The following is a 21,128-nucleotide window of genomic DNA, read 5'->3' on the forward strand; positions in this document are numbered from 1 at the left end:
CCCTTTTACTGCCGAAGCCTTGCGCGACTGCAGGATTTACCTAGCCTTTGTCCGCGGACCTAGTAAGAGCCAAAGAATAAACCCGAAAATTGGCAACAGCAGGATAAGGATCACCCAGAGAACCTTCCCTACAGCTGAGGCATCCGAAGACATGACGTTATACAAAGCGTAAATGTCCAACGCCAAAACCAAGGCGCCGCCGAGTGTCATCTGCATTGTGTTCATGTTCTTCCCTTTCGAAATTTCATTTTAGTTCCAGCTGCGTCACGCGCGTCGGTAAACTAATGGCTCATTTCCCGACGCACTTGACCCCAAGCCAAGAACGCGAAGATTGCTGTGCCTCCGATTACGTTTCCGGCAAGTACTGGAAGAAAGAACCCGAAAATAGCGTGTCCTACTTCCAAATCGCCAGTTACCATCAAGAATGCCATTTCAACCGAACCCGCCACGATATGCGTGAAGTCTCCGGCCGCGATCAACCATGTAAACAAGACGACAATCGACAGAGAAGACGACTTTGCTTCCGGAAGCATCCAGACGATTGAAGCAACAAGAATACCCGCTGGTATCCCTCTGACAAAGCTTTCGGCCGCGGGCATACCTGTTGCGTGATGAGACAATTCTTCAATTGAATTTAGGATTTCGCCGCTAACGGCACCGCTATGGGCATAGAACGCCGCAATTACGAATGCCCCAACGACGTTTGCAAATAATACAACTCCCCACAACACGCCAATCCGTTTCAGAATGAACCAACTTGGTTGCTGCAAGAACGGTAGAACGGTTGTGATCGTATTCTCTGTAAAAAGCTGCATTCGCCCGATGATCACCACTACAAACCCAAGAGAATAGCCAAGGTTCTCGATCAAATAGCTGTACGGCTCATCCGGAAGGAAGCTGCGGAGGATTGCCTCGCCGAGTACCGAAAAGCTAATAACGATACCCGCGGAGACACCAGACCAGAATAGAGACCCGACCGGCCGTTCAAGCTCCTCTTCGCCGTCGCGGCAAATGACCTCGTAAACCGTTTTTGCATCAAGCTTGCTGGCCTCTTCGATGGCCTGTTCGTTGTTATCTTTGTTCACTGGATTACCCTCTCAACAAATCGCCATCATCATCGCCCTCGATACTCACCTGCATCTGCTCGTCGAGGTCTTGGGTCTCATTCCTCAAATCCTCATCAACGATTGAGCGGTCCGGCTCTTCGCTTTCATTTACGTGTGACGGCGCAGAAACAGTGGCATCTTGCACAGCCGCTGCCGGCGTAAACGGAACACCTTCGGGGAAAATGATCTCACGTGCCTCGTCCGGCATGCTGATCCCCGCATCAAGCAGTGCTTTCTTCACGCGCCGCATGAGAACAGACTTGATTTTAAGCGCAGAGACGTTGGCGCCGTCAAACCAGTAGTACACCCGAAGCGAGACCGTCGATGCGCCCAACGCCTCGGCCAGCACCATTGGTTCAGGATCGGTTGAGATTGCCTCATGCGCCAGAAGCTCTTTCAAAACAATCTCTTGCGCCTCACTTATCGCCGCGTCGTATCCAATCCCGACATCAAATTCACCACGCCGCTGGGGGCTCGCAGAGAAATTTTCAATCGTAGATTTGAAGACCGTCGCATTAGGAATTTGAATGTGGTTGCCCTCTGGTGAGACAAGCACGGTGCTACGGGTGTTCATGCTGTGGATCACGCCTTGGCGGCCGTCCACATTCACGAGATCTCCGCGACGGAAGGGCTGTCTTAAACTCAATAACAAGCTGGCAAGAAAATTCTCGGCGATGTCACGAAAGGCAAAACCGATCACAATCCCCAACACACCAGCGCCCCCAAGCACGGAAATCGCCAGTTGCGTCAGTCCCGCGATTTGCAAAACGATGTATAGCCCAACCAAAAACACCGGAAGCGCAATGCACCGCGCGACGATATCAACGAGAAAGGGCGAGCTCAGACGATCCTGCAATGCCCAGCGAGACAATCGCGCCACCAGTACAGACAGAAAGAAACCCAATGGTAGAATGAGCAGCGCGAGTAAGACCAAAGGAATTGCCGCGATGGCTTTTTTGTAAAGACTTGAAAGTTCCTGCAACGCAGGGTCCACCGAAAATTCGTCTGCGCCAGCCACTTTTAAGCGGTTAACAACAGCGACAACTCCATCGGTTTTCGCCGCGAGTTCACCCGCCCATTTTTGCCGTTCCGACGAAACCGCAAGTCCGTCCATGAATACGATGCCATCTTCGACACCTATTTGAACATCACTGTACCAGCCCGTCGCATCCAAAATTCCGGCCAATCTACTGCTGATCTGGTCGTCGCGAACACCACCGGTAACAGAGACAGATCGCTCCGCATCCACGACTTCACCCTCTTCAACATCTGCAGAGGCCGCGCGCGCGTTTTCTGTACTCTGCGCGAATGCGGTTGGCGCAGCGCCAAACATCAGGGCCGCGCACATCCCCAAAACCATCATCAACCGAAGTTTAATCAACATCCCGAGCTTCTCCTTAGAGTACTAACTCAGCAATACAGCATTTGGTTCCCAGCTTCGTAAGGAACTTTCCTGTTGAGCAATCACATTCTGCTTCTTGCGAGGTCGCCTTTAGACAAAATCGCAAGTAATTCGCCACCTTTTGGAACCATTCAGCAAACAAAGCGTTGATGATGAAACCAAACCTCGCGCGGGCAGCGATCGTGAAGATCGTTGCGCATCACTATCCGCCAGTAAGAAGGGATGCCATGGACGGAATTGCCGAACAGTTTGACGAACGGTTGATAGGCTGGGTTGAAAGCCTCCGAGCAATGCTTCCGCAATTACTTGCGACGCTGCTCGTGATCGTGCTGACCTGGGGCATCGCGTTTCTGGCAAAGTCCATAATCTCCCGTGTCGGCAGGAAGCTGCATCTCAGGTCTAATTTGATTGAAGTGCTCTCGATGCTGTCATCTGTTGGCATATGGCTTTCGGGTATCCTTGTGGCCGTAACGATCTTGTTCCCTTCGATCACGCCCGCAAAGGCCCTTACAACATTGGGGCTTGGTTCTGTGGCAATCGGGTTTGCGTTCAAAGACACTTTCGAAAACTTCCTCGCAGGGATCCTCATTCTTGTGCGCGAACCCTTTGAGCTTGGTGATTTCGTGGAATGCGAGAGCATCGAAGGCCAAGTCGAAGAGATCACAATACGTGACACTCGTATTCGCCAAACTGACGGCCAGCTCGTTGTGGTTCCGAACCACCTTTTGTTTCAGAATCCAGTTACCGTCAGAACCAGCCGCGATCTTCGGCGGATAACAATTGCCTGTGGTGTGGCATATGGCGAAGATGTTGATGAAGCCCGCGACGTGATCAAAGAAGCGGTACGAAAGGTCGATACAGTGCGGAACGACGTGCGCGAGGTCGAGATTTTTGCGAAAGCCTTTGGTGCCTCTTCAATTGATTTCGAAGTGACATGGTGGACAGGCTCCAAACCGCTGGACGTGCGCCAAAGCCGCGATCAGGTTGTTGCTGCAATCAAGAGCGCATTGGATAGCGCAGGGATTGAGATTCCATTCCCCTACCGTACAATGACCTTTGCAGAACCGCTGCCTGTGCAACATGTGGACCGCGAATGACCAAGAGTTTTCCTGACGAAATGATAAAGGTCGGCAGCTATGACTGGCCCCGCCCGCCCCCGACAAGTTCGCTTCGCGCGCGATTTCGCCAGCTCCGAGAAAGGACCGGTTTTGGCGGGCAAAACCCAGCCGACGAAGCGCCGGACACGCTTGAAGGCTTACAAGGGCAGCTGCTCCCTCAGAGTATTTGGGAAGAATTAGAGGCACGCTATCGCACCCTCCTTGATGCTCGGTTTCTTGGGGCCACTGATAACGCGAGCGTAAAAGCCCTTGTAACGATGCCGAGCCTACCAGGCGGTATTGTCGAGGATTGGGCAAAGATAAACGGGCTATCGCTAAAACAAGACGGCGCCGCTGAAGAAGTTCAAACTCCCCGAAGCCTAATTCCGCTTGCGTCAATGGCGTGGCGAACAGTTCCAGCTCGCGCCGCCGCTCGTCGGCAATTAAGCGAAATTGCAAACGCAACGCGGCGCTCAGACAGTGGTGAGTTGTTGTTGTTTGGGTCAAGCTGGACTTGGACCTATTTGGCCCAGACCTCGTCCATTCGAGCGGTGGTATCAGAGGCCTATTGCTTTCCCGCTTACGATTGCAAATCTCTCGCTCAACTGATCGCCGACCACATCGGCTCGGTGCAGCTAAAATCGGTAGAAACCAGAGAAGACATACTTGCCTGCAAAGATGACGGAGACCCCAAAGACAACTATCTCGCCGCCCTCGCCGCTACTGCAAACGGATGCCCTTGGGCCGCTCTTCAAATGCTTGAAGACGCCGCAGCACAACAAACCAACGGTTCTGAAAAACAAGATGAAGATGACAGTTCTACCGAGAATATACGCTGGGTTTGTGACCCTTCCCCACCCAATATCCCCGAACATTTAAAGCGTGCGCCGGAGTTCCTCCTGCATGCGCTTTTGATCCATGGCCCATTAACAGAAGACGAGATTGCTCAAGTGCTGCCTCTGCAATTGCCGGTTGGCCTTTCCGTCGCGCTAGATCGCGTGGGCCTCGTCGAATTTAAGGGCGACAAGTTACAAATCGTCTGCCGAAACTACCCACATGTTCGCGACATACTCACCAAGGCAGGCTTCCCTGCTGACCAGCTTTAGGGGGCCGAGATGAACACCGACAGCGAAGCGCTGATGAACTTGTTCAACGAGTTTTCGGTCTGGACCTTTGTCCAGATCGCAATGATCGTTTTGGTCAGCTTGGCGAGCACATTGATCTTGCGCTTTCTGATACCGCGCATAGCAGAGATGCTACCCGCGCGATTTCGTTTGATAGCGCTCAATATCCTGCCGTTGGCGCGGGTAACCATTTTTGTTTTTGCCGTCGGCTTGATTGTCCCGCTTATCTTTAACGTCACGTTGAAAAACTTCGTGCTTGTTCTGGGTACACTTGGCGTCGCCTTGGGTTTTGCTGTCAAAGATTGGGCAACAAGTGCGGTGGCGGGTTTCGTCGCTATTTTTGAACGCCCCTACCGTTCCGGCGATTGGGTGCGGATTGATCAGGATTACGGCGAAGTAATTGAACTCGGAACGCGCTCGATCAAGCTGCGGACGGCGAATGATGATGTTGTAACCATCCCGCACTCGCGGATTTGGGACGAGAATATTATCAATGCCAACAACGGGAAAAACACCTTGTTGTGCGTCGCTTCCTTTATGATTGCTGCAGATAAACCCGCTGACAACATCATTGAACTTCTTCGCGATATTGCCTTCACAAGCCCCTATCTTGATTGGGAAAAACCTGTATCGGTTATCCTGCAAAATGCACCCCATGCGACGACAGTACAGCTCAAAGCTTACCCTTTTGAAATGCGCGATCAGTTCGATTTCATAACCGACCTTACCCAGCGCGGACGGGATGCTTTGCTCGCGGAAGGAATTGAAATCGTTATGACCCCAGAATTCACACCAGCCATGGTTCAATCCACAGGGTAAATCGTAAACGGTAATAATTTGGGAACCATCTCGCCCACACCGCGTTGAACCACCATCATAACAACATAGGAGTTTCATTATGCTTGGTTGGTCCATTTCGTTTCTTATCGTTGCGTTGATTGCAGCATTCTTCGGATTTGGAGGTGTCGCCGGCACCGCTGCAACTATCGCAAAAGTTCTATTTGTCGTTTTCCTTGTCTTGTTTGTTCTTTCGCTGTTCCGCCGCTCAGCATAGCGACCGCAACTCGCACTCCTCTCCCCTGAAGCACGTGCCGAATTATTCGTTGTGCACGTGCTTTTTTCTTGAATCGGATCAGTTGAACGATGACCAATCCCGAAATGCGCGACACGTCAAACAAAGATGCCGAACAACTCCAAGATCAGGGGAGCCAGTTCGCGGCGCGCAATAAGGTCATCCATGTCATCTCGTTAAGTGCCACGAAAACAGCTGACGCATTGATCGATCCGAAACTGGTTTTAAGCTGGCTCATGAACGCATTAGGTGCGCCTGCCTATCTCGTTGGGGCGCTTGTTCCGATCCGCGAAGCAGGCGCTTTGCTCCCGCAATTGCTGGTCGCCCGCATCGTCGGGCAATACACACATCGAAAACAATTCTGGTTTTTGGGGGCGGTAATTCAGGGCGTTATGGCGATTGCGATCGGACTGTCGGCATATCTGCTTGATGGCGTTACTGCAGGTTGGGCGATTATTCTAGCGCTTGGCGTACTCGCCGTTGGTCGCTCAATTGCTTCAACAACCTACAAAGACGCCCTCGCCCGTTCCGTGGCTCAGGGCGAACGCGGAGCGGTCAAAGGTGCAGCAGGAAGCATCGCCGCCGCGCTTGGCCTTGCCTACGGCGCATCCTTTGCACTTGGGGTATACGGAGGTGTTTCCCAAACGATTTTAGCCAATTTCATACTACTAGCGGGCACTCTTTTCATAGCTGCAGCGTTTCTATTTCTCTCGCTTCAGGAAGGTGAATTTGAGCCCAAAAGTAACAGCAAGAAAAGCGTGCGAGACTTTTTCGCTCCGCTCATAGAAGATCGTGAGCTACAGGTTTTCATTCTCGCCCGCGCATTACTAACATCAACGGCCCTCGCTCCGCCTTTTATCGTTATGGCAACAATCGGCACGTCCGAAAACAGCCTTACCGATTTGGGGCCGCTGGTTGTGGCATCCTCTCTCGCGGCGGTTGTTTCTGCATATGGCTGGGGTAAAATCTCGGACAAATCCAGCCGACTTTCCCTAATTCTTGCGGGTGCTGGTGCGGCCCTTGTTTACGCGTTGATCGTTTTCTACTCGGTATCGATTTCTGACGAGATAAACCTTTGGCTCGCAGGACTTTTCATGTTCGGAGCGCAAGTTTGTTATCAAGGTGTTCGCTCAGGGCGGTCAATCTATCTAACCGATGCCACCAGCGACGCCTCGCGATTAGACTATACCGCACTCAGCAACACAGTTATCGGTTGTGTGCTGGTCGCAGGGCTTGGACTGGGTGCAATCGCCCATTTTGCGGGGCCGAATGCGGCTTTAATCCTTTGTGCTATTTTGTCAGCAGCAGGAGCACTCGCGGCAACCCGCCTGTCGCCTGTCGCAGAGAAGGCAGAACTGGAATGATGAACACAAACGACCCCACCTCGAACGAAAAAGCCGACGACAACCAAATATCTGAAATCATTGATACCGTGCAGGATATTCAGGACAACGACATCACGTCGATTGGCGCATTGATAAAGCGGCTGGGGTATGCCTCTTTCACACCGGTTCTCTTATTCATCAGCTTGGTGATCGTAACGCCGCTGAGTGGTGTACCCGGTCTTTCATCGCTTTGCGGCTTGATGATCATGTTAATCTCTGCGCAACTCTTGCTGGGCCGTGAGGAACTCTGGTTGCCCAAATTCTTGACCAGCCACAAATTTAATTCAGATCGCTTGAGCAACGCCTTGTGCCAAATCGAAACGCCGTTGGATTGGGTGCAGTCGATCACCACACGGCGGCTGGCATTCTTGACGAAGCCGCCTATCTCACACGGTCTTTATCTGGTTTGCATGATTTGCGGTGCTGCGATGCCATTTCTTGAGCTATTGCCAATGACCTCGACCCTATTGGCAAGCGTTGTGGCGATGCTTGCTTTGGCGCTCATCAGTAAAGACGGTGTTTTTGCTCTATTGGGACTAACAGTTTTGACTGCGGCTATCGCGCTGATCATTACTTTAGGGCGCACGCTGCTCTTCTCAATTACGTAAGAATAAACTCTGTAGAACTCAGCGTTAGTTAATGTCTCTAGTCATCTTCCTTCGGACGATCCAAAGGCAACCATAGCGAAACAGACATACCTTCTGAGCTTGGATTAAAGTCCAACTCAGCCGAAAGTGATTTGGCAGTTTGCTTTAGAATTTTCCCACCCAAACCAGACCCAAGCTTCTCTTCCTGATCTGCCCCAAGTCCGCGGCCGTTGTCCTCAATCGCTACCAACACCTTGCCATCAGAAACCTCACCACGCAGCACGATTTTTCCGCCATTGTCATCAAAAGCGTGGCGCATGGAGTTGGTCACAAGCTCGGCAACCATCATTCCCACCTGTGAGGCCGTATCAATGTCCATCATCAACGGCTCTTCAGGGACTAATTGGTCAAACGTAATATTTTCATCAAGCCCAGCGATCGCAGCGCAAATTGAACTCAGATAGTTGAAAAAATCGACGTCATCCATTTCTGAAGGCGCTTCGATACCTTGGCGCATACCAGAGTATAAAGATTGCAGCGATTGGATCCGGTTCAATACTCCAACCAAGCCATCTGTCTCGCCAGTATCGCGCATCTGAAGTCTCACCGACGAGTGGATGAGAGTCAGATGGTTTTTAAGGCGGTGATGCAGTTCGGAAAGGGCAGTATCAGAACGCCGTTTGTCCTCCGCCAAAGTTTCATACGGATTATCCTTGAGTACCATCTGGACAGCCATAAACCGCTGAATCTGCCCTGCGTCGTCATGGATCGGCTTGATCGACAATCGGTTCCAAAACAAGCCGCCATCGGCAAACCGGTTCAACACGTCAGCCGAGACTTCTTCACCCGCATCAATCGCCTCACGAATCCGCCGAACTTCGTCCTGATCGCTTTCGACACACTGCAAAAAACGACAATTTCGTCCGATCGCCTGCTCACGCGTGTAACCCGTTTGCTCACAGAATTGGTCATTCACAAATACGATCGGGTTGTCCGGTTGATTTGGATCGGTGATACATGCCGAGTACGGCAGATCCTTGAGTTTTTCACACAACCAAGTGTCATCATAATTTTTGGACATAATACTGCTCGCAGTCATAAACAGAATAGCGATACCCTCAGATACCGCATTCGTCACGAAATTAGTGAAAAACAAAAACTATAAGCGCCACTTCGCCTGTAATCCCCGTAATAAAATGTAGAGCACCAATTAATACGCTTTGGTCTTAAAAAAGAAGCATTTGTACACGGAACTAGAAGCTGACCAAACGTTAACTGCGAAAACAAACACCGCGACACGCTCAACAATCGATTTTCGAATACAGGTGATCCGAATTTCCCCTACTAAATATTGTTCGGGGACAATGAGGGGCAACTCGGCGAAGCGCAGGAAATATGGCGGAGGAGGTGTCCGACAGGTATTTTTCGTAAACATATGAAATCAAAGTAATAAATAAGTAAAGCTGATGGCAAATACCACATTTATTACCACACAACGACAGTCACCCGAAGGCAAAACACAAGACCGAACGCAATTCAAGAAACATCTCAGAACACCTTCTCCACCTGTTAATTTCGTAGGAGAATGCATTGACACGAAGAACTGATCTCTAGGATTTCAAGTTTAGCACCATCACTCCTTCAAAATTCAAAACAACTGACGTTAGTCGATTTGGAGTGAGGAATGCTTCTTGAGTTTCTACGATCCCTCTGACACTACTACTTTCTAGACCCTAAAAATTTATCAGTTCGAATGCGGAACCCAGATTTAAGAACGCTCAACAAATGGCAACACACTCGCCGTGCTTTCATCGAGCATAGGGTTTTTTGGCGTGGCCGTTTAGGTCTCGCAGACCTAACAAGCGCAATGGGCATTAGCCGAGCGCAAGCCTCTAAGGATATCAACAGCTATATCAATGATCATCCAGAGAACATCGCCTACGACAGTTCAACCAAGGCATATGTCCTCGGGCCAAATTTCAAAGAGCGTTACATTACTCTCGACTCTTTCACGTATCTTAATGATCTGTTGTCAATCACGAACGAAGTCCCCAATCGCAATTCAGACTGGATTGTTTATCAACCTGAAATTTTGAAATCCTCTGTACCAATACGGGGACTGGATGCGCTGACACTACGAAATGTATTGTTTGCATGTGAACAGCACAAAGAGCTGCAAATAAGCTATCAGTCGATGTCGTCCCCCGATCCAGAAGATCGCGTTATTGTTCCTCACGCGCTCGCACATGACGGATTTCGTTGGCATGCGAGAGCGCTTTGCTCAAAGGACCAAGTTTTCAAAGACTTTGTTCTCGGTCGCATTCTGAAGAGCGCATTGGGAGAACAATCTGATGTCGACGCAAGTACAGATGAAGACTGGCACCAAACAATAACGCTCAAAATCGCACCACACCCTGGCCTGTCTGAAAACCAACGCAGGATTGTCGAGCTCGACTATGCGATGAATGACGGGGCGGCAGAACTTTCAGTGCGAAAGTGCCTATTGTTTTACAACCTAAAGCGGCTAGGCCTTGACGTTGATACTAGTATCCGCGCCCCACAGGATCAGCACATAGTTTTGATCAATGACGGAGAAGTCCGCGCTGCTCTCGAAAGGGGGCGGCGATGAGTGCTTTCGCGAGACAAGACTACAAGATGTCATTCAGCACCGGCGGGCTCTTCCTGAACGAAAGCCTGGAAGTCGCGCGCTTGCATGAAGACGGTGAAGCTTGGGAAGACACAATTCTCAGAGCCATGGAGGAAGGCACAACCAGCCTACCGAAATCAGCATCAAACCGTCGATCGTTGCGCGAAATTTCTAACCGCCTGCTTACTCTTACAGATGAGGAACGCGCTTACCTTGTGGAAGAGGCTGACCGCTCGGAACAGCAGGCGATGTTGTGGATCGCCACATGCCGCGCATATCGGTTCATTCGTGAATTCGCGGTGGAAGTGGTGAGGGAGCGATACCTATCTTACCAACTCGATCTACCGCTCGAAAGCTTTGACATTCTTTTTGAGGCAAAAGCTGAATGGGATGAAGGACTGGCCGGATTAAGTCGGTCGACCCGCCTGAAACTTCGTCAAATCATGTTTCGCATGATGCGTGAAGCTGGGATCATTTCAGAAGATGATCGCATTCAAACCGCGATTGTTTCCACACGTTTGAAACACATGATTGAAGACCAAAACCCCGGCGAACTGGCCATTTTCCCCAGCGTTCCGGTTGAGGGAGCTTAAATTGAAACGAGAACTAAACCGGAAAGAGCGGGCCGAGCACCTCTACCGCGTGATCACCAGTGAACGCTTCCTGACCAAACAAGGCCTAGGGAATGAAGTGCCATTTTTCATCTATCCCTTTCCCGCCGAGGAAGGGCTCACCATGGTTGAGGATCGTGAAGATCTTGTGACCCGAATTCAGCACTCCGGCACTCGAGTGTTGAACCTGAACCTCTATGATCTCGCGCTCGAAATACTTTCAGAGCGCGGGATCTTAGAGCAGGTTCTCGAAATTGAGGCCGACAGTAGCAAGGGTGAGATCAAGGAACTTCTACAGGGCGTCTTGGACCCACAGGCTCACCTGATCCCGTATATTGGCCAGACGATCCAAGCGACCCCACATGACGTCATTTTCTTGTCAGGCGTCGGTGAGGTATACCCTTATATCCGCTCTCACAACGTGCTGAACAACCTACAAAGCACGGCAAAAGAAGCGCCAACCGTTCTCTTCTTCCCAGGAAGCTACACCCATGCTTTGGCGACTGGCGCGTCATTGGATCTCTTTGGCCAGCTTCATGACGACAAGTATTACCGCGCCTTCAACATTCTGAACTACGAGGTCTAAGACCATGGCCCAGCTGCTAAAAGACATTTTTGAGAAACCCGTTGATCGCGCCATTGACGGCGTCATTAAGGCCGACGACGAGGCAAGCCTTCGCGTCGAACTCGACGAGTACGTCATCACAGGGGAGATCGGCCAACGGCTGGAACAGTTCCTCGAGGCCTACAACAATTATGACACTTCAAATGGCGTCTGGATCTCCGGCTTCTTTGGCTCAGGTAAATCGCACTTGCTGAAGATGCTGGCACTACTGCTTGAAAATCGTGAAGTCGAGGGCAAATCCGCTCACGAGATCTTCGCCGAAAAGCTCAAAGGCGAGCCAATGCTGGCAGGCGCACTCAACAAGGCCGTTTCCATCCCGTCGAAATCGATCTTGTTCAATATCGACCAGAAGGCAGATGTGATCTCGAAAACGGATGTAGATGCGCTTCTGTCTGTCTTTCAAAAGGTCTTTGACGAAGCCTGTGGGTTCTATGGCAAACAGCCTCATATCGCGCAATTCGAACGCGACTTGCAGGGGCGTGGGCAATTCGAGGCATTCAAAGAAGCTTTTCGAAGCGCTGCCGGGAAAGACTGGGAACGCGGTCGAGAACAGGCGCTGCTCGAAGCCAAGAATATTGCTACAGCGTTTGCAGAAGCAACCGGCGGTGATCCTTCAGTTGCAAAAGACATCCTAAGCCAATACCGGAAGGACACACGCGTCTCGATTGAGGACTTCGCTGGCACAGTCAAAGCTTGGATCAATGACCAGCCCAAGGGCTTCCGGCTCAACTTCTTCGTTGACGAAGTTGGCCAGTATATTGCTGACAATGTAAAGTTAATGACCAACCTGCAAACCATAGCCGAGAGCCTTAACACCAAATGCAAAGGGCAGGCTTGGATCATAGTAACTGCGCAACAAGACATGGCATCGGTTATCGGCGACATGACAAGACGGCAGGAGAATGATTTCTCTAAAATCCAGGCTCGTTTCAGCAACCGCATGCCGCTGAACTCGGCTGATGTCGCCGAAGTGATTCAGCGCCGTCTGCTATCCAAGACTTCTGAAGGACAAGTGACGCTTGGCAATCTGCATGATCGAGAAGAAAACAATCTGAAGACCTTGTTCGACTTTGCAGATGGGTCGATGAAGCTTAAGAACTATCGGGATCGCGACCACTTCATCTCGAGCTATCCTTTCCCCCCCTATCAGTATGACCTCTTTCAAATGGCGATCATGTCTTTGTCGGAACACAACGCATTTGAGGGCAAACACAGTTCTGTCGGCGAGCGGTCAATGCTAGGTGTTTTCCAAGAGGTCTCGAAGAAGCTTAAAGATAAGGAAGTCGGTGGGCTGGCTACTTTCGACCTTATGTTCGAAGGGATACGCAGCGCGCTGAAATCTTCGGTTCAGCAAAGTATTCAGATTGCCGAAAAAAACCTGGACGATCCTTTTGCCGTTCGGGTTTTGAAATCCTTGTTCCTCATCAAATACGTCAAAGGCTTCAAACCGTCGGTTCGAAACATCGGAATTCTGCTGTTGTCAGAGTTTGAGGCAGACCAGACGAGCCAACGCCGCAAGATCGAGGAAGCATTGAGCCGTCTGGAGAGGGAAACTTACATCCAGAGAAACGGTGAGGTCTATGAGTTCCTGACGAATGAAGAAAAGGCTGTCGAAGCGGAAATCAAAGCACTCGACATCGACCCCTCTGAACTTTCGAAGGAACTCGCAACCCTTGCATTTGATACCATTCTGCGTCATCGCAAGATGAAGCATCTTGCGACGAATAGCGAATATGCCTTTACCCGGAAACTCGATGATCACGCGGTTGGTCGCGAGTACGAACTGGCAATCAATCTCGTTTCTCCCCTCAGCGACGAGGTTGAAAGCCCCGATGGCATTCGAATGAAAACCATGTCTCAGGAAGAGCTAGCGGTTGCCATGAAACCAGATGCCAACTTCGTCCGCGACCTGATCCTGTTTAAGCAAACGGACAAGTTCATCCGTCAGTCCCGCAGCGGTTCTCCGCAGCCGGGCCGCGACCGTATCGTCGCTGAAAAAGGCGAACAAAACGGCCGCCGCGCAAAAGACCTTGAAATGCGGCTTCGCAAGTTGATGGGAAGCGCCCGACTTTTCGTCAGGGGTGACGAATTGGAGATCGGTGGAGAGGATGCTCAAGAGCGGATCAGCAAGGCGTTCCAGTCTCTGGTCGACAAAGTCTACACCAATCTCCCGATGCTGCGCGGCGCATCTTTTACAGAAGCTGATATCAACAAACACGTCCAAGCAGAAAATAATCTATTTGGGGATGAAGGAACCGGCCTAACCGAACCAGAACAAGACGTCCTCAGCTTCATCAACGCGCAGGCACGCAACGGGGTGAAGGTCTCCGTCAAATATCTGGCTGATCGGTTCACATCCAAACCCTACGGCTGGCCAGTTAACGCAGTCCTATGCCTTGCGGGCAGCTTGGTCGCCAAAGGTAAGATCGAAGCGCGTGTCGACAGCGCCATCAAGGAAGGCTTGGACCTTGCCAAAGCGTTGAACAACAGTCACGCGCTTCCGAACATACTATTGACCCCTCAGACAGAATTCTCCGCTGCAGAAATTCGTCGAGCGAAGGAACTTTATCAGGAGCTCTTTGCGCACCCCTCATCGGGAACAGACGCGCGTGGTTTGGGTGCGGAATGGGCTACAAGCATTGATACGCTCGAAGCCGAGGTAGACGGTCTTATTCGCCTGTCACACCGCTACCCTTTCCTGACCGCGCTCGAGCCGTTTCATGAACTGCTGCGGGGCATGAAAGGCAAGCCAGCGAACTGGTATATTTCCGACGCGCCCAAGCGCGAGGATGACCTTCTGAACGCGAAGGAAGATATCCTGGACAAGGTGAAGTCCTTCATGGGTGGCGCGCAAAAGGGTATCTACGACGATGCCCGCGATATGCTCACCAGCCAATCTGCCAACATCGACTATGTCGATCCTGATGCTGGGGCGAAGCTGCGCGCTGCATTGGAGGATCCGGGCTGCTTTAAGGGGTCGTCGATCCAGAACCTCAAATCCGACCTGTTTGATCTGAAAAACAAGGTCGAACTCAAGGTGCTTGAGGAACGCAAAGCCGTCATCGCAGAGGTCGAAGACGTCTCTGCCAAAATCGCACAAATGCCGGACTTCCAGACACTTGATCCGGACAAACAGGCCCGCATCACCGCCCGCATTGAAAGCCACAAGGCAGGTCTCGACACGGTCACGCTGATCCCCGTGCTGCGCGACCGTGCCAATGGCGCGCGCACCAACCTGCTGTCGGACGTTGTCACCGAACTAGACCGCCTTGCGCGACCGGCACCTGCGCCCGAACCACAGCCCGGCATGTCGGACCGGCCTGCGCCCGCGCCGCAGCCTCCCACTACAGTCCTCGCCTCGCAGCTGAAGATCACAGCCCCCAAAACGCTGCTGACCGATGAGGCCGACGTCGACCAGTACCTTGAAGAAATGAAAAAGACCCTGCTGGCCGAAATCCGCGCGGGTAAGAAAGTTATTGTGTAATGGATACCAACGCGCTCAAAAAATTTGCCCAGTCCGCCCGCAACCTGCTGATCGATCAGGTCACCTCCAAGCTCGACGTCGTGCTGGCCGAGGGTAGCGCCGCGCGGCGTGAGGCCCCGAAGGCGGTCAAAGACCTCGAAAACGCCATCAATAAGGCCGACAAACAGCAGATCATCGAACAGGTCGCCTACACCTGGTTCAACCGCTTCACTGCCCTGCGCTTCATGGATGCGAACGGCTACACGCAGGTCCGCACCGTCTCGCCCGCTGACGGGGCCACGCGGCCCGAGCTTCTGTCAGAGGCGATGGCGGGCAACCTGCCCGACGGTGCCCCCGCCACCATCCAGTCGCTCCTTGACGGGCGCACGCCGTCGCATGACCTGCAGGCCGAGGCTTACCGCCTTCTGCTCGTCCACACCTGCAACCAATGGCACGGCCCCATGACGTTCCTGTTCGAACAGATCGACGACTACACCGAACTGCTCATGCCCGAGGATCTGCTGTCGCAGACCTCCATCCTCGCCGAACTCCGCAAGGTCATGACCGAGGACGCCTGTCAGGACGTCGAGATCATCGGCTGGCTCTACCAGTTCTACATCTCGGAGAAAAAGGATCAGGTTTTCGCGGGCCTCAAGAAGAACCAGAAGATCACGGCCGAAAACATCCCCGCCGCGACGCAGCTCTTCACCCCGCACTGGATCGTCCGCTATCTGGTCGAGAACTCGTTGGGGCGGCTCTGGCTGCTGAACCATCCGCAGAGCGGGCTGGCGGCCAAGATGGACTATTACATCGCGCCCGAAGAGCCTGAGGCGGACTTCCTGAAGATCACCAAGCCCGAAGACATCCGCATCTGCGATCCTGCCGCAGGCTCGGGGCACATGCTGACTTATGCCTTTGACCTGCTCTACGCCATCTACGAGGAAGAGGGATATGACGCGACGGAGATCCCCGCGCTGATCCTGACGCACAACCTGACGGGGGTGGAGATTGACGACCGCGCGGGCGCGCTGGCGGCCTTTGCGCTGGCGATGAAGGCGGCTGGCAAGCTGGGGCGGCGGCGGTTCCTGCGGATGGAGGCGAAGCCCGACATCTGCGTGTTGCAGAACGTGGCCTTTACGGATGCCGAGATGCAGGACGTGGCCGCCGTGGTGGGCAAGGATCTGTTTACGGATGAGCTGCGCGAGACGCTGGGACAGTTCGAGCAGGCCAAGAATTTCGGCTCGCTGATCGTGCCGAAACTGCGTGACCCTGCAGAGACGCTGCGGGTGGTGGAGGCGCGGGATTTCGGCGGCGACCTGCTGTTGAAAGAGGTGCAGGAGCGCGTCATCGCCGTGCTGCGCATGGCCGAGGCATTGTCGCCGAAATATCACGTGGTGGTGGCCAACCCGCCCTATATGGGCGCCAAGGGCATGAACGATACGGTTTCGGATTGGTTGAAAGCAAACTACCCCGACTTCAAGTCCGATCTTTTCGCTGCATTCATTCCTCGATGTGCGCGGCTCGGAGAGCCGCTTGCGAGAATTGGGATAATGAGCCCACACGTATGGATGTTCATTTCGTCACATGAACGCCTCCGAGTATTCATTACAGAGCAAAACACTCTCACCAACGTCGTCGAGTTGCCGTTGACCGGCTTCGCAGGGGCGACAGTCCAGATCGCTGCCTACAACTTTATCAATCGCCACAAGAGCGCCTACAAGGCGAACTTCATTTCTCTTCTGGACTTTGCTGGCGGCGAGAAAGAAATGCCGAAGCGGACGTTGGCCGCCATCCAAGACCGTACATTGGCCTATGTTTTTCGTGCCAGTGGTGACGAGTTCATCAGCATTCCTGGGCGACCTATTGCCTACGCCGCAGGGAAACGTCTTCGAGAAACATTTCTCCTCCCTGAAAACATTGGAGAAATCGCAAAACCGCGCCAAGGTATGGCCACGACCAACAATGATCTGTTCCTGCGGATTTGGAGCGAGGTCAGTGCAGACCGGACTAATTTCGATAGCAACTCTGAAACAGATGCTTTTGCATCCGGCGCTAAGTGGTTCCCCTACAACAAGGGCGGGCCTTTCAGAAAATGGAGCGGAAACTTCATCTACGTCGTGAACTTCGAAAATCGCGGAAAGACGATTTGTGACTATATCGACAACACTCCCGGCGCGAGAGTCGGATCAAATGGTCGAGTCATCAACCGGGAGTTCTACTTCAAAGAGGGCGTTACGTGGTCCGACATCAAGACTGGTGGCTTCGGCGCACGACTGAGTCCAAGCGGGTTCATTTTTGATGTGAAGGGGTCTTCAGGCTTTCCCGATCCACAAAAGCGCCTGTCAGTACTCGGCCTTCTCTCGAGCAAGCTGGCAGCAAGGTACATCGACGTATTGAATCCCACTGTGACCTTCCAAGTAGGCGACATAGCTCGAATTCCATACCGAAACGTTGACGTTGATTCAGTGACGCAAAAGCTCTCCAACCTTTCCAAATCCGACTGGGACGCCTACGAAACCTCCTGGGATTTCACCACGCTCCCGCTGCTCTCGCCTGATCATCGCGCCGAAACGCTGGCGGCCACCTACACCACCCTCCGCACCCACTGGCAGTCCATGACGGACGAGATGCAGCGGCTGGAGGAAGAGAACAACCGCATCTTCATCGACGCCTATGGTCTGCAAGACGAGCTGACCCCCGAGGTGCCGATCGAAGAGATCACCCTCACCTGCAACCCCGCCTATCGCTATGGCGTGAAAGGATCCGAGGCCGACCGCGAAACCCGCCTGCGCGCCGACACCATGGCCGAGTTCCTCAGCTATGCTGTGGGCTGCATGTTCGGCCGCTACAGTCTCGACGCGCCGGGCCTGATCCTCGCCAATCAGGGCGAGCGGCTGGAGGATTACCTCGCCCGCGCCCCCGAGCCGAGCTTCATGCCGGATGAAGACAATGTCATCCCCGTGCTGGACGAAAACTGGTTCCCCGACGACATCACCGAACGCTTCCGCCTGTTCCTGCGTGTGACCTTTGGCGAGGCGCATTTCCGCGAGAACCTGAAATTCATCGAGGACTCTCTGGGCAAGGACATCCGCAAATACTTCACCAAGGACTTCTACGCCGATCACGTAAAGCGGTACAAAAAGCGCCCGATCTACTGGATGGTCTCCAGCCCCAAGGGCACGTTCAACGCGCTGATCTACATGCACCGCTATCGGGCCGATACGGTGTCGGTGCTGCTCAACGACTACCTGCGCGAGTTCATCACCAAGCTGGAGGGCGAGCGCACGCGGCTGGAGAAACTGGCCGATGATCCGACCGCAACCCAAGGCCAGAAGACCAAGGCGCTGAAGGATGTGGCCAAGGTTGCCAAGCAGATCGACGAACTGAACGAATGGGAACGCGACGTGATCTTCCCGCTGGCGCAGCAGAAGATCGAGATCGATTTGGATGACGGTGTGAAGGCGAACTATCCGAAGTTCGGCTCTGCCCTGAAGAAGATCGCGGGGCTGTCATGACGGACCGGATCAAGGCGGGCCTAGAGCGGCTGTTCATCGATCACCGGATCGTCTTCTGGTACGACGCCGCGCGCGACATGCGGGCCGAATATGACGCCGTGGATCTGCCCGATGTGGAAAAGGTCGAGATCGCGAATAACGAGTTCGGTCTGAAGTATCGCATGCTGCGGCAAGAGCCGAAACAGAAGTTTCTGGTGTTCCACGACGGCCCCGCGCCCGAGATGGCCGACAATTGGCTGCTTGACCTCTATTTCGCCTGCGGTGTCTTCAAGGCCGATCAAGCTGCGATCTGGCTGGCTGAACTGGGCCTGCCGCTGCAGTTCGAGGGCGTGGTGCGCGACCACATGGAATTTTATCGCGCCAAGGGCCGGGTTGAGGCGCTGAAGCAGATGATCACCCCGTCTGACACAAAGACCGATGTGCTGCGCCGCATGTTGGCCGTCTGCGCCGGGGCCGAGGGAGCCTTGGACACGGTGATCGAGGAGCTGCTGGCCGAGCTCGCGGACGAGCGTGATGACGCCATGCGCCTGATGGAGCGGTCCGGTCTGACAGAGTTCTTCTGGAAGCAGGTTGAGAATGCCTACGGCTATGTCAGCGATGCCCCTGACTTTGAGGATTTCGCGATCACGCTGTTCCAGTCCTGCTATGCCCGCGCCTTGGGCGAAGATGGCAAGCTGAACGGCGAGGCACTTCTTGTCTTCCGCCGCTGGAAGAACAACCGGCTGGGGGCGAAAGCATTTGAAACCCTCAGCGGGAAGTATCAGGAAATACTGCGGATCCCCGAAGACGTGCAAGAGCGCGACATCAAGGCCCTGCGTGCCATCGACCACTTTGAGGAGATCGACCGGCAGATCATCCGGTCTCTGGTGCGTGAGATGGCGAGCCAGACGGTATCGTCGGCCGAAGTGCTGAAGACCGTGCGAGAGAGGCGGCAAAGCCATTGGTACCCGACCTTTGAGGATATTTATCAAGCCATCGGCTATGCCACAGAATTCCAGCAGGCGCTGGCTGAGGCGAACCTGACTATGACCTCACCCGCTGAGGGGGTGAAGCGCTATGTTTCGCACTGGTACAAGATCGACCAACTCTACCGCAAATTCATCTATCATATGCAAAAGAGCGGTCAGGCCTCGCTGCTTAGCGCGTTGTTCGAGAGCGTAGAGAACCGCTACACGACCAACTTCCTATCCGCCGTCAATGACGCGTGGCAGGATCAGATCTCTGGACTGAGCGATTGGAAGATATCGGGCTTTGCCCGTCAGACCGATTTCTATATGGACCAAGCCGCCGAATTCCGCCGCCGCGATCAAAAGGTGGTGGTCATCCTCTCAGACGCATTGCGCTATGAGGTTGCAGAAGAAGCGCTGCGCGAGATCCGCAAGCTGAACCGGTTCGACGCCGACCTCAAGCCGATGATTTCTGCTTTGCCCAGCTATACGCAACTCGGCATGGCTGCGCTCTTACCGAACAAGGATCTGGAGCTGTCGGAGGACGGGAACGTATCTTCGTTTGGCTTGCCTACTCAGGGAACCGCAAACCGCGAAAAGGTTCTGGGCATGGGACGTGCCGGAGACCGTGTCAAAGCCATGAAGGCCGATGATTTCATGCGCTTGAAGGCGGACGACGGCAAAGAGGTGTTCCGCGATCATGACATTCTCTACCTCTACCACAACAGGATCGACATCGTTGGCGACAAGCTCGCCACCGAGGAACGCGTGGCAGAGGCTGCAGAGGTCGCTGTCGAAGATCTGACCAAACTGGTCCGCAAGCTTACGACGGCCAACTTTTCCAACATCCTTGTGACGGCGGATCATGGCTTCATCTATCAGCACCGGGCATTGGATGAGACTGACTTTTCGGTAGCGGCTCCCGCTGGTGCGGAAATCCTTGTTAAAAATCGTCGATTTATCATTGGGCGAGACCTGGATGCGACATCCGGAATGAAGAAGTTTTCATCCTCAAATCTGGGTCTATCAGGCAACTTGGACGTTCTGTTTCCCAATTCGATCAATCGCATGCGCGTCAAGGGGGCGGGAAGCCGGTTCGTACATGGCGGGGCCACGCTTCAAGAGGTCATTGTTCCCGTACTCCGCGTTGGTAAACGACGCGAAGCCGATGTCGAAAAAGTTGAAGTGCAGATCATCGTCACTGGAAAAAGCTTGATCTCTTCCGGCCAAACGGCCGTCACTCTCTATCAAACTCAGCCAGTTTCAGAGAAGCAGCAACAGCGTGATGTTCTTGCTGGGATTTACGCTGCGGACGGCACGCTCATCTCAGATGAGCACCTGCTGACCTTTGACTACATCTCGCAAAATGCGCGCGAACGGGAGCTGCCCATCAAGTTCCTGCTTTCTCGCGATGCTGATCGGTTTAACAACCAGGACGTCTTCCTCAAGCTTCGCGAACGTATCGGCAAAACGAGCCACTTCGAAGATTACACAAGCCACCGTTTCCAACTGCGTCGTGGCATATCGACAGATTTCGACTTTTAAGG

At 53.2% G+C, this 21,128-nt stretch carries 16 protein-coding genes; 12 read left to right on the plus strand and 4 right to left on the minus strand.

Annotated elements, in window-relative coordinates; all coding sequences use genetic code 11:
- Window positions 1-36: 36 nt before the first annotated feature.
- The 3 genes from N9C89_RS09855 to N9C89_RS09865 are packed head-to-tail and all read right to left on the minus strand — an operon-like array spanning window position 37 to window position 2,490.
- Window positions 37-225, minus strand: coding sequence for a PLDc N-terminal domain-containing protein (locus N9C89_RS09855; RefSeq protein ID WP_394358496.1), 189 nt, complete (start codon window positions 223-225; stop codon window positions 37-39).
- A 56-nt stretch (window positions 226-281) separates the two neighbouring features.
- The gene (locus N9C89_RS09860) at window positions 282-1,085 is read right to left on the minus strand and encodes a formate/nitrite transporter family protein (RefSeq protein WP_263953710.1); all 804 of its coding nucleotides are present in this window, start codon (window positions 1,083-1,085) and stop codon (window positions 282-284) included.
- Window positions 1,086-1,089: 4 nt separating this feature from the next.
- On the minus strand, window positions 1,090-2,490 hold the full coding sequence (locus N9C89_RS09865) for a mechanosensitive ion channel family protein (RefSeq protein WP_263953711.1): 1,401 nt from the start codon (window positions 2,488-2,490) through the stop codon (window positions 1,090-1,092).
- Window positions 2,491-2,657: 167 nt separating this feature from the next.
- On the opposite strand from N9C89_RS09865, the gene N9C89_RS09870 reads away from it, so the two are divergent.
- From N9C89_RS09870 to N9C89_RS09895, 6 genes are all read left to right on the plus strand, one after another.
- On the plus strand, window positions 2,658-3,605 hold the full coding sequence (locus tag N9C89_RS09870) for a mechanosensitive ion channel family protein (protein ID WP_394358497.1): 948 nt from the start codon (window positions 2,658-2,660) through the stop codon (window positions 3,603-3,605).
- A complete protein-coding gene (locus N9C89_RS09875) occupies window positions 3,602-4,711 on the plus strand; it encodes a hypothetical protein (protein ID WP_263953712.1) in 1,110 nt (369 codons plus the stop codon). Before N9C89_RS09870 ends, N9C89_RS09875 begins: the two co-directional genes overlap by 4 nt.
- A 9-nt stretch (window positions 4,712-4,720) precedes the next feature.
- Window positions 4,721-5,548 (plus strand): mechanosensitive ion channel family protein, encoded by an 828-nt coding sequence (locus N9C89_RS09880; RefSeq protein WP_263953713.1) that lies wholly within the window; start codon window positions 4,721-4,723, stop codon window positions 5,546-5,548.
- A 79-nt stretch (window positions 5,549-5,627) separates the two neighbouring features.
- Window positions 5,628-5,783 carry a DUF1328 domain-containing protein gene (locus N9C89_RS09885; protein WP_263953714.1) on the plus strand — a complete coding sequence of 52 codons (156 nt, stop codon included), beginning with the start codon at window positions 5,628-5,630 and terminating at the stop codon, window positions 5,781-5,783.
- Between the two features lie 89 nt (window positions 5,784-5,872).
- A complete protein-coding gene (locus tag N9C89_RS09890) occupies window positions 5,873-7,165 on the plus strand; it encodes an MFS transporter (RefSeq protein ID WP_263953715.1) in 1,293 nt (430 codons plus the stop codon).
- Window positions 7,162-7,794, plus strand: coding sequence for an exopolysaccharide biosynthesis protein (locus N9C89_RS09895; protein ID WP_263953716.1), 633 nt, complete (start codon window positions 7,162-7,164; stop codon window positions 7,792-7,794). Before N9C89_RS09890 ends, N9C89_RS09895 begins: the two co-directional genes overlap by 4 nt.
- A gap of 37 nt (window positions 7,795-7,831) precedes the next feature.
- Here N9C89_RS09895 and N9C89_RS09900 read toward each other — a convergent pair whose 3' ends face one another.
- Window positions 7,832-8,854 carry a PAS domain-containing protein gene (locus N9C89_RS09900; protein WP_263953717.1) on the minus strand — a complete coding sequence of 341 codons (1,023 nt, stop codon included), beginning with the start codon at window positions 8,852-8,854 and terminating at the stop codon, window positions 7,832-7,834.
- A 786-nt stretch (window positions 8,855-9,640) separates the two neighbouring features.
- Here N9C89_RS09900 and N9C89_RS09905 point away from each other — a divergent pair.
- From N9C89_RS09905 to pglZ, 6 genes are read left to right on the plus strand one after another with little or no spacing between them, the layout of a single operon-like run.
- The gene (locus tag N9C89_RS09905) at window positions 9,641-10,402 is read left to right on the plus strand and encodes a WYL domain-containing protein (protein ID WP_263953718.1); all 762 of its coding nucleotides are present in this window, start codon (window positions 9,641-9,643) and stop codon (window positions 10,400-10,402) included.
- Window positions 10,403-10,428: 26 nt separating this feature from the next.
- Window positions 10,429-11,013, plus strand: a complete 585-nt coding sequence (locus tag N9C89_RS09910) for a DUF1819 family protein (protein ID WP_263953719.1) — start codon at window positions 10,429-10,431, stop codon at window positions 11,011-11,013.
- A gap of 1 nt (window position 11,014) precedes the next feature.
- Complete coding sequence (locus tag N9C89_RS09915; RefSeq protein WP_263953720.1) at window positions 11,015-11,617, plus strand: DUF1788 domain-containing protein; 603 nt, start codon at window positions 11,015-11,017, stop codon at window positions 11,615-11,617.
- Between the two features lie 4 nt (window positions 11,618-11,621).
- On the plus strand, window positions 11,622-15,140 hold the full coding sequence (gene brxC, locus N9C89_RS09920) for a BREX system P-loop protein BrxC (protein ID WP_263953721.1): 3,519 nt from the start codon (window positions 11,622-11,624) through the stop codon (window positions 15,138-15,140).
- Window positions 15,140-18,634, plus strand: coding sequence for a BREX-1 system adenine-specific DNA-methyltransferase PglX (gene pglX / locus N9C89_RS09925; RefSeq protein ID WP_263953722.1), 3,495 nt, complete (start codon window positions 15,140-15,142; stop codon window positions 18,632-18,634). The genes brxC and pglX overlap by 1 nt, the downstream gene beginning before the upstream one ends.
- Complete coding sequence (gene pglZ / locus N9C89_RS09930; RefSeq protein ID WP_263953723.1) at window positions 18,631-21,126, plus strand: BREX-1 system phosphatase PglZ type A; 2,496 nt, start codon at window positions 18,631-18,633, stop codon at window positions 21,124-21,126. Before pglX ends, pglZ begins: the two co-directional genes overlap by 4 nt.
- Window positions 21,127-21,128 lie beyond the last annotated feature (2 nt).

The sequence above is a fragment of the Halocynthiibacter sp. SDUM655004 genome (assembly GCF_026015885.1).
GTDB lineage: Bacteria > Pseudomonadota > Alphaproteobacteria > Rhodobacterales > Rhodobacteraceae > Falsihalocynthiibacter > Falsihalocynthiibacter halioticoli.

Excerpts from the sequence above, each read along its gene's own strand:
- N9C89_RS09880 (WP_263953713.1), top strand. The coding sequence starts at position 4,721 with ATGAACACCGACAGCGAAGCGCTGATGAACTTGTTCAACGAGTTTTCG.
- brxC (WP_263953721.1), top strand. The coding sequence starts at position 11,622 with ATGGCCCAGCTGCTAAAAGACATTTTTGAGAAACCCGTTGATCGCGCC.
- N9C89_RS09865 (WP_263953711.1), bottom strand. The coding sequence starts at position 2,490 with ATGTTGATTAAACTTCGGTTGATGATGGTTTTGGGGATGTGCGCGGCC.
- pglX (WP_263953722.1), top strand. The coding sequence starts at position 15,140 with ATGGATACCAACGCGCTCAAAAAATTTGCCCAGTCCGCCCGCAACCTG.
- N9C89_RS09870 (WP_394358497.1), top strand. The coding sequence starts at position 2,658 with ATGATGAAACCAAACCTCGCGCGGGCAGCGATCGTGAAGATCGTTGCG.
- N9C89_RS09855 (WP_394358496.1), bottom strand. The coding sequence starts at position 225 with ATGAACACAATGCAGATGACACTCGGCGGCGCCTTGGTTTTGGCGTTG.
- N9C89_RS09890 (WP_263953715.1), top strand. The coding sequence starts at position 5,873 with ATGACCAATCCCGAAATGCGCGACACGTCAAACAAAGATGCCGAACAA.
- N9C89_RS09900 (WP_263953717.1), bottom strand. The coding sequence starts at position 8,854 with ATGTCCAAAAATTATGATGACACTTGGTTGTGTGAAAAACTCAAGGAT.
- pglZ (WP_263953723.1), top strand. The coding sequence starts at position 18,631 with ATGACGGACCGGATCAAGGCGGGCCTAGAGCGGCTGTTCATCGATCAC.
- N9C89_RS09885 (WP_263953714.1), top strand. The coding sequence starts at position 5,628 with ATGCTTGGTTGGTCCATTTCGTTTCTTATCGTTGCGTTGATTGCAGCA.
- N9C89_RS09895 (WP_263953716.1), top strand. The coding sequence starts at position 7,162 with ATGATGAACACAAACGACCCCACCTCGAACGAAAAAGCCGACGACAAC.
- N9C89_RS09875 (WP_263953712.1), top strand. The coding sequence starts at position 3,602 with ATGACCAAGAGTTTTCCTGACGAAATGATAAAGGTCGGCAGCTATGAC.
- N9C89_RS09910 (WP_263953719.1), top strand. The coding sequence starts at position 10,429 with ATGTCATTCAGCACCGGCGGGCTCTTCCTGAACGAAAGCCTGGAAGTC.
- N9C89_RS09905 (WP_263953718.1), top strand. The coding sequence starts at position 9,641 with ATGGGCATTAGCCGAGCGCAAGCCTCTAAGGATATCAACAGCTATATC.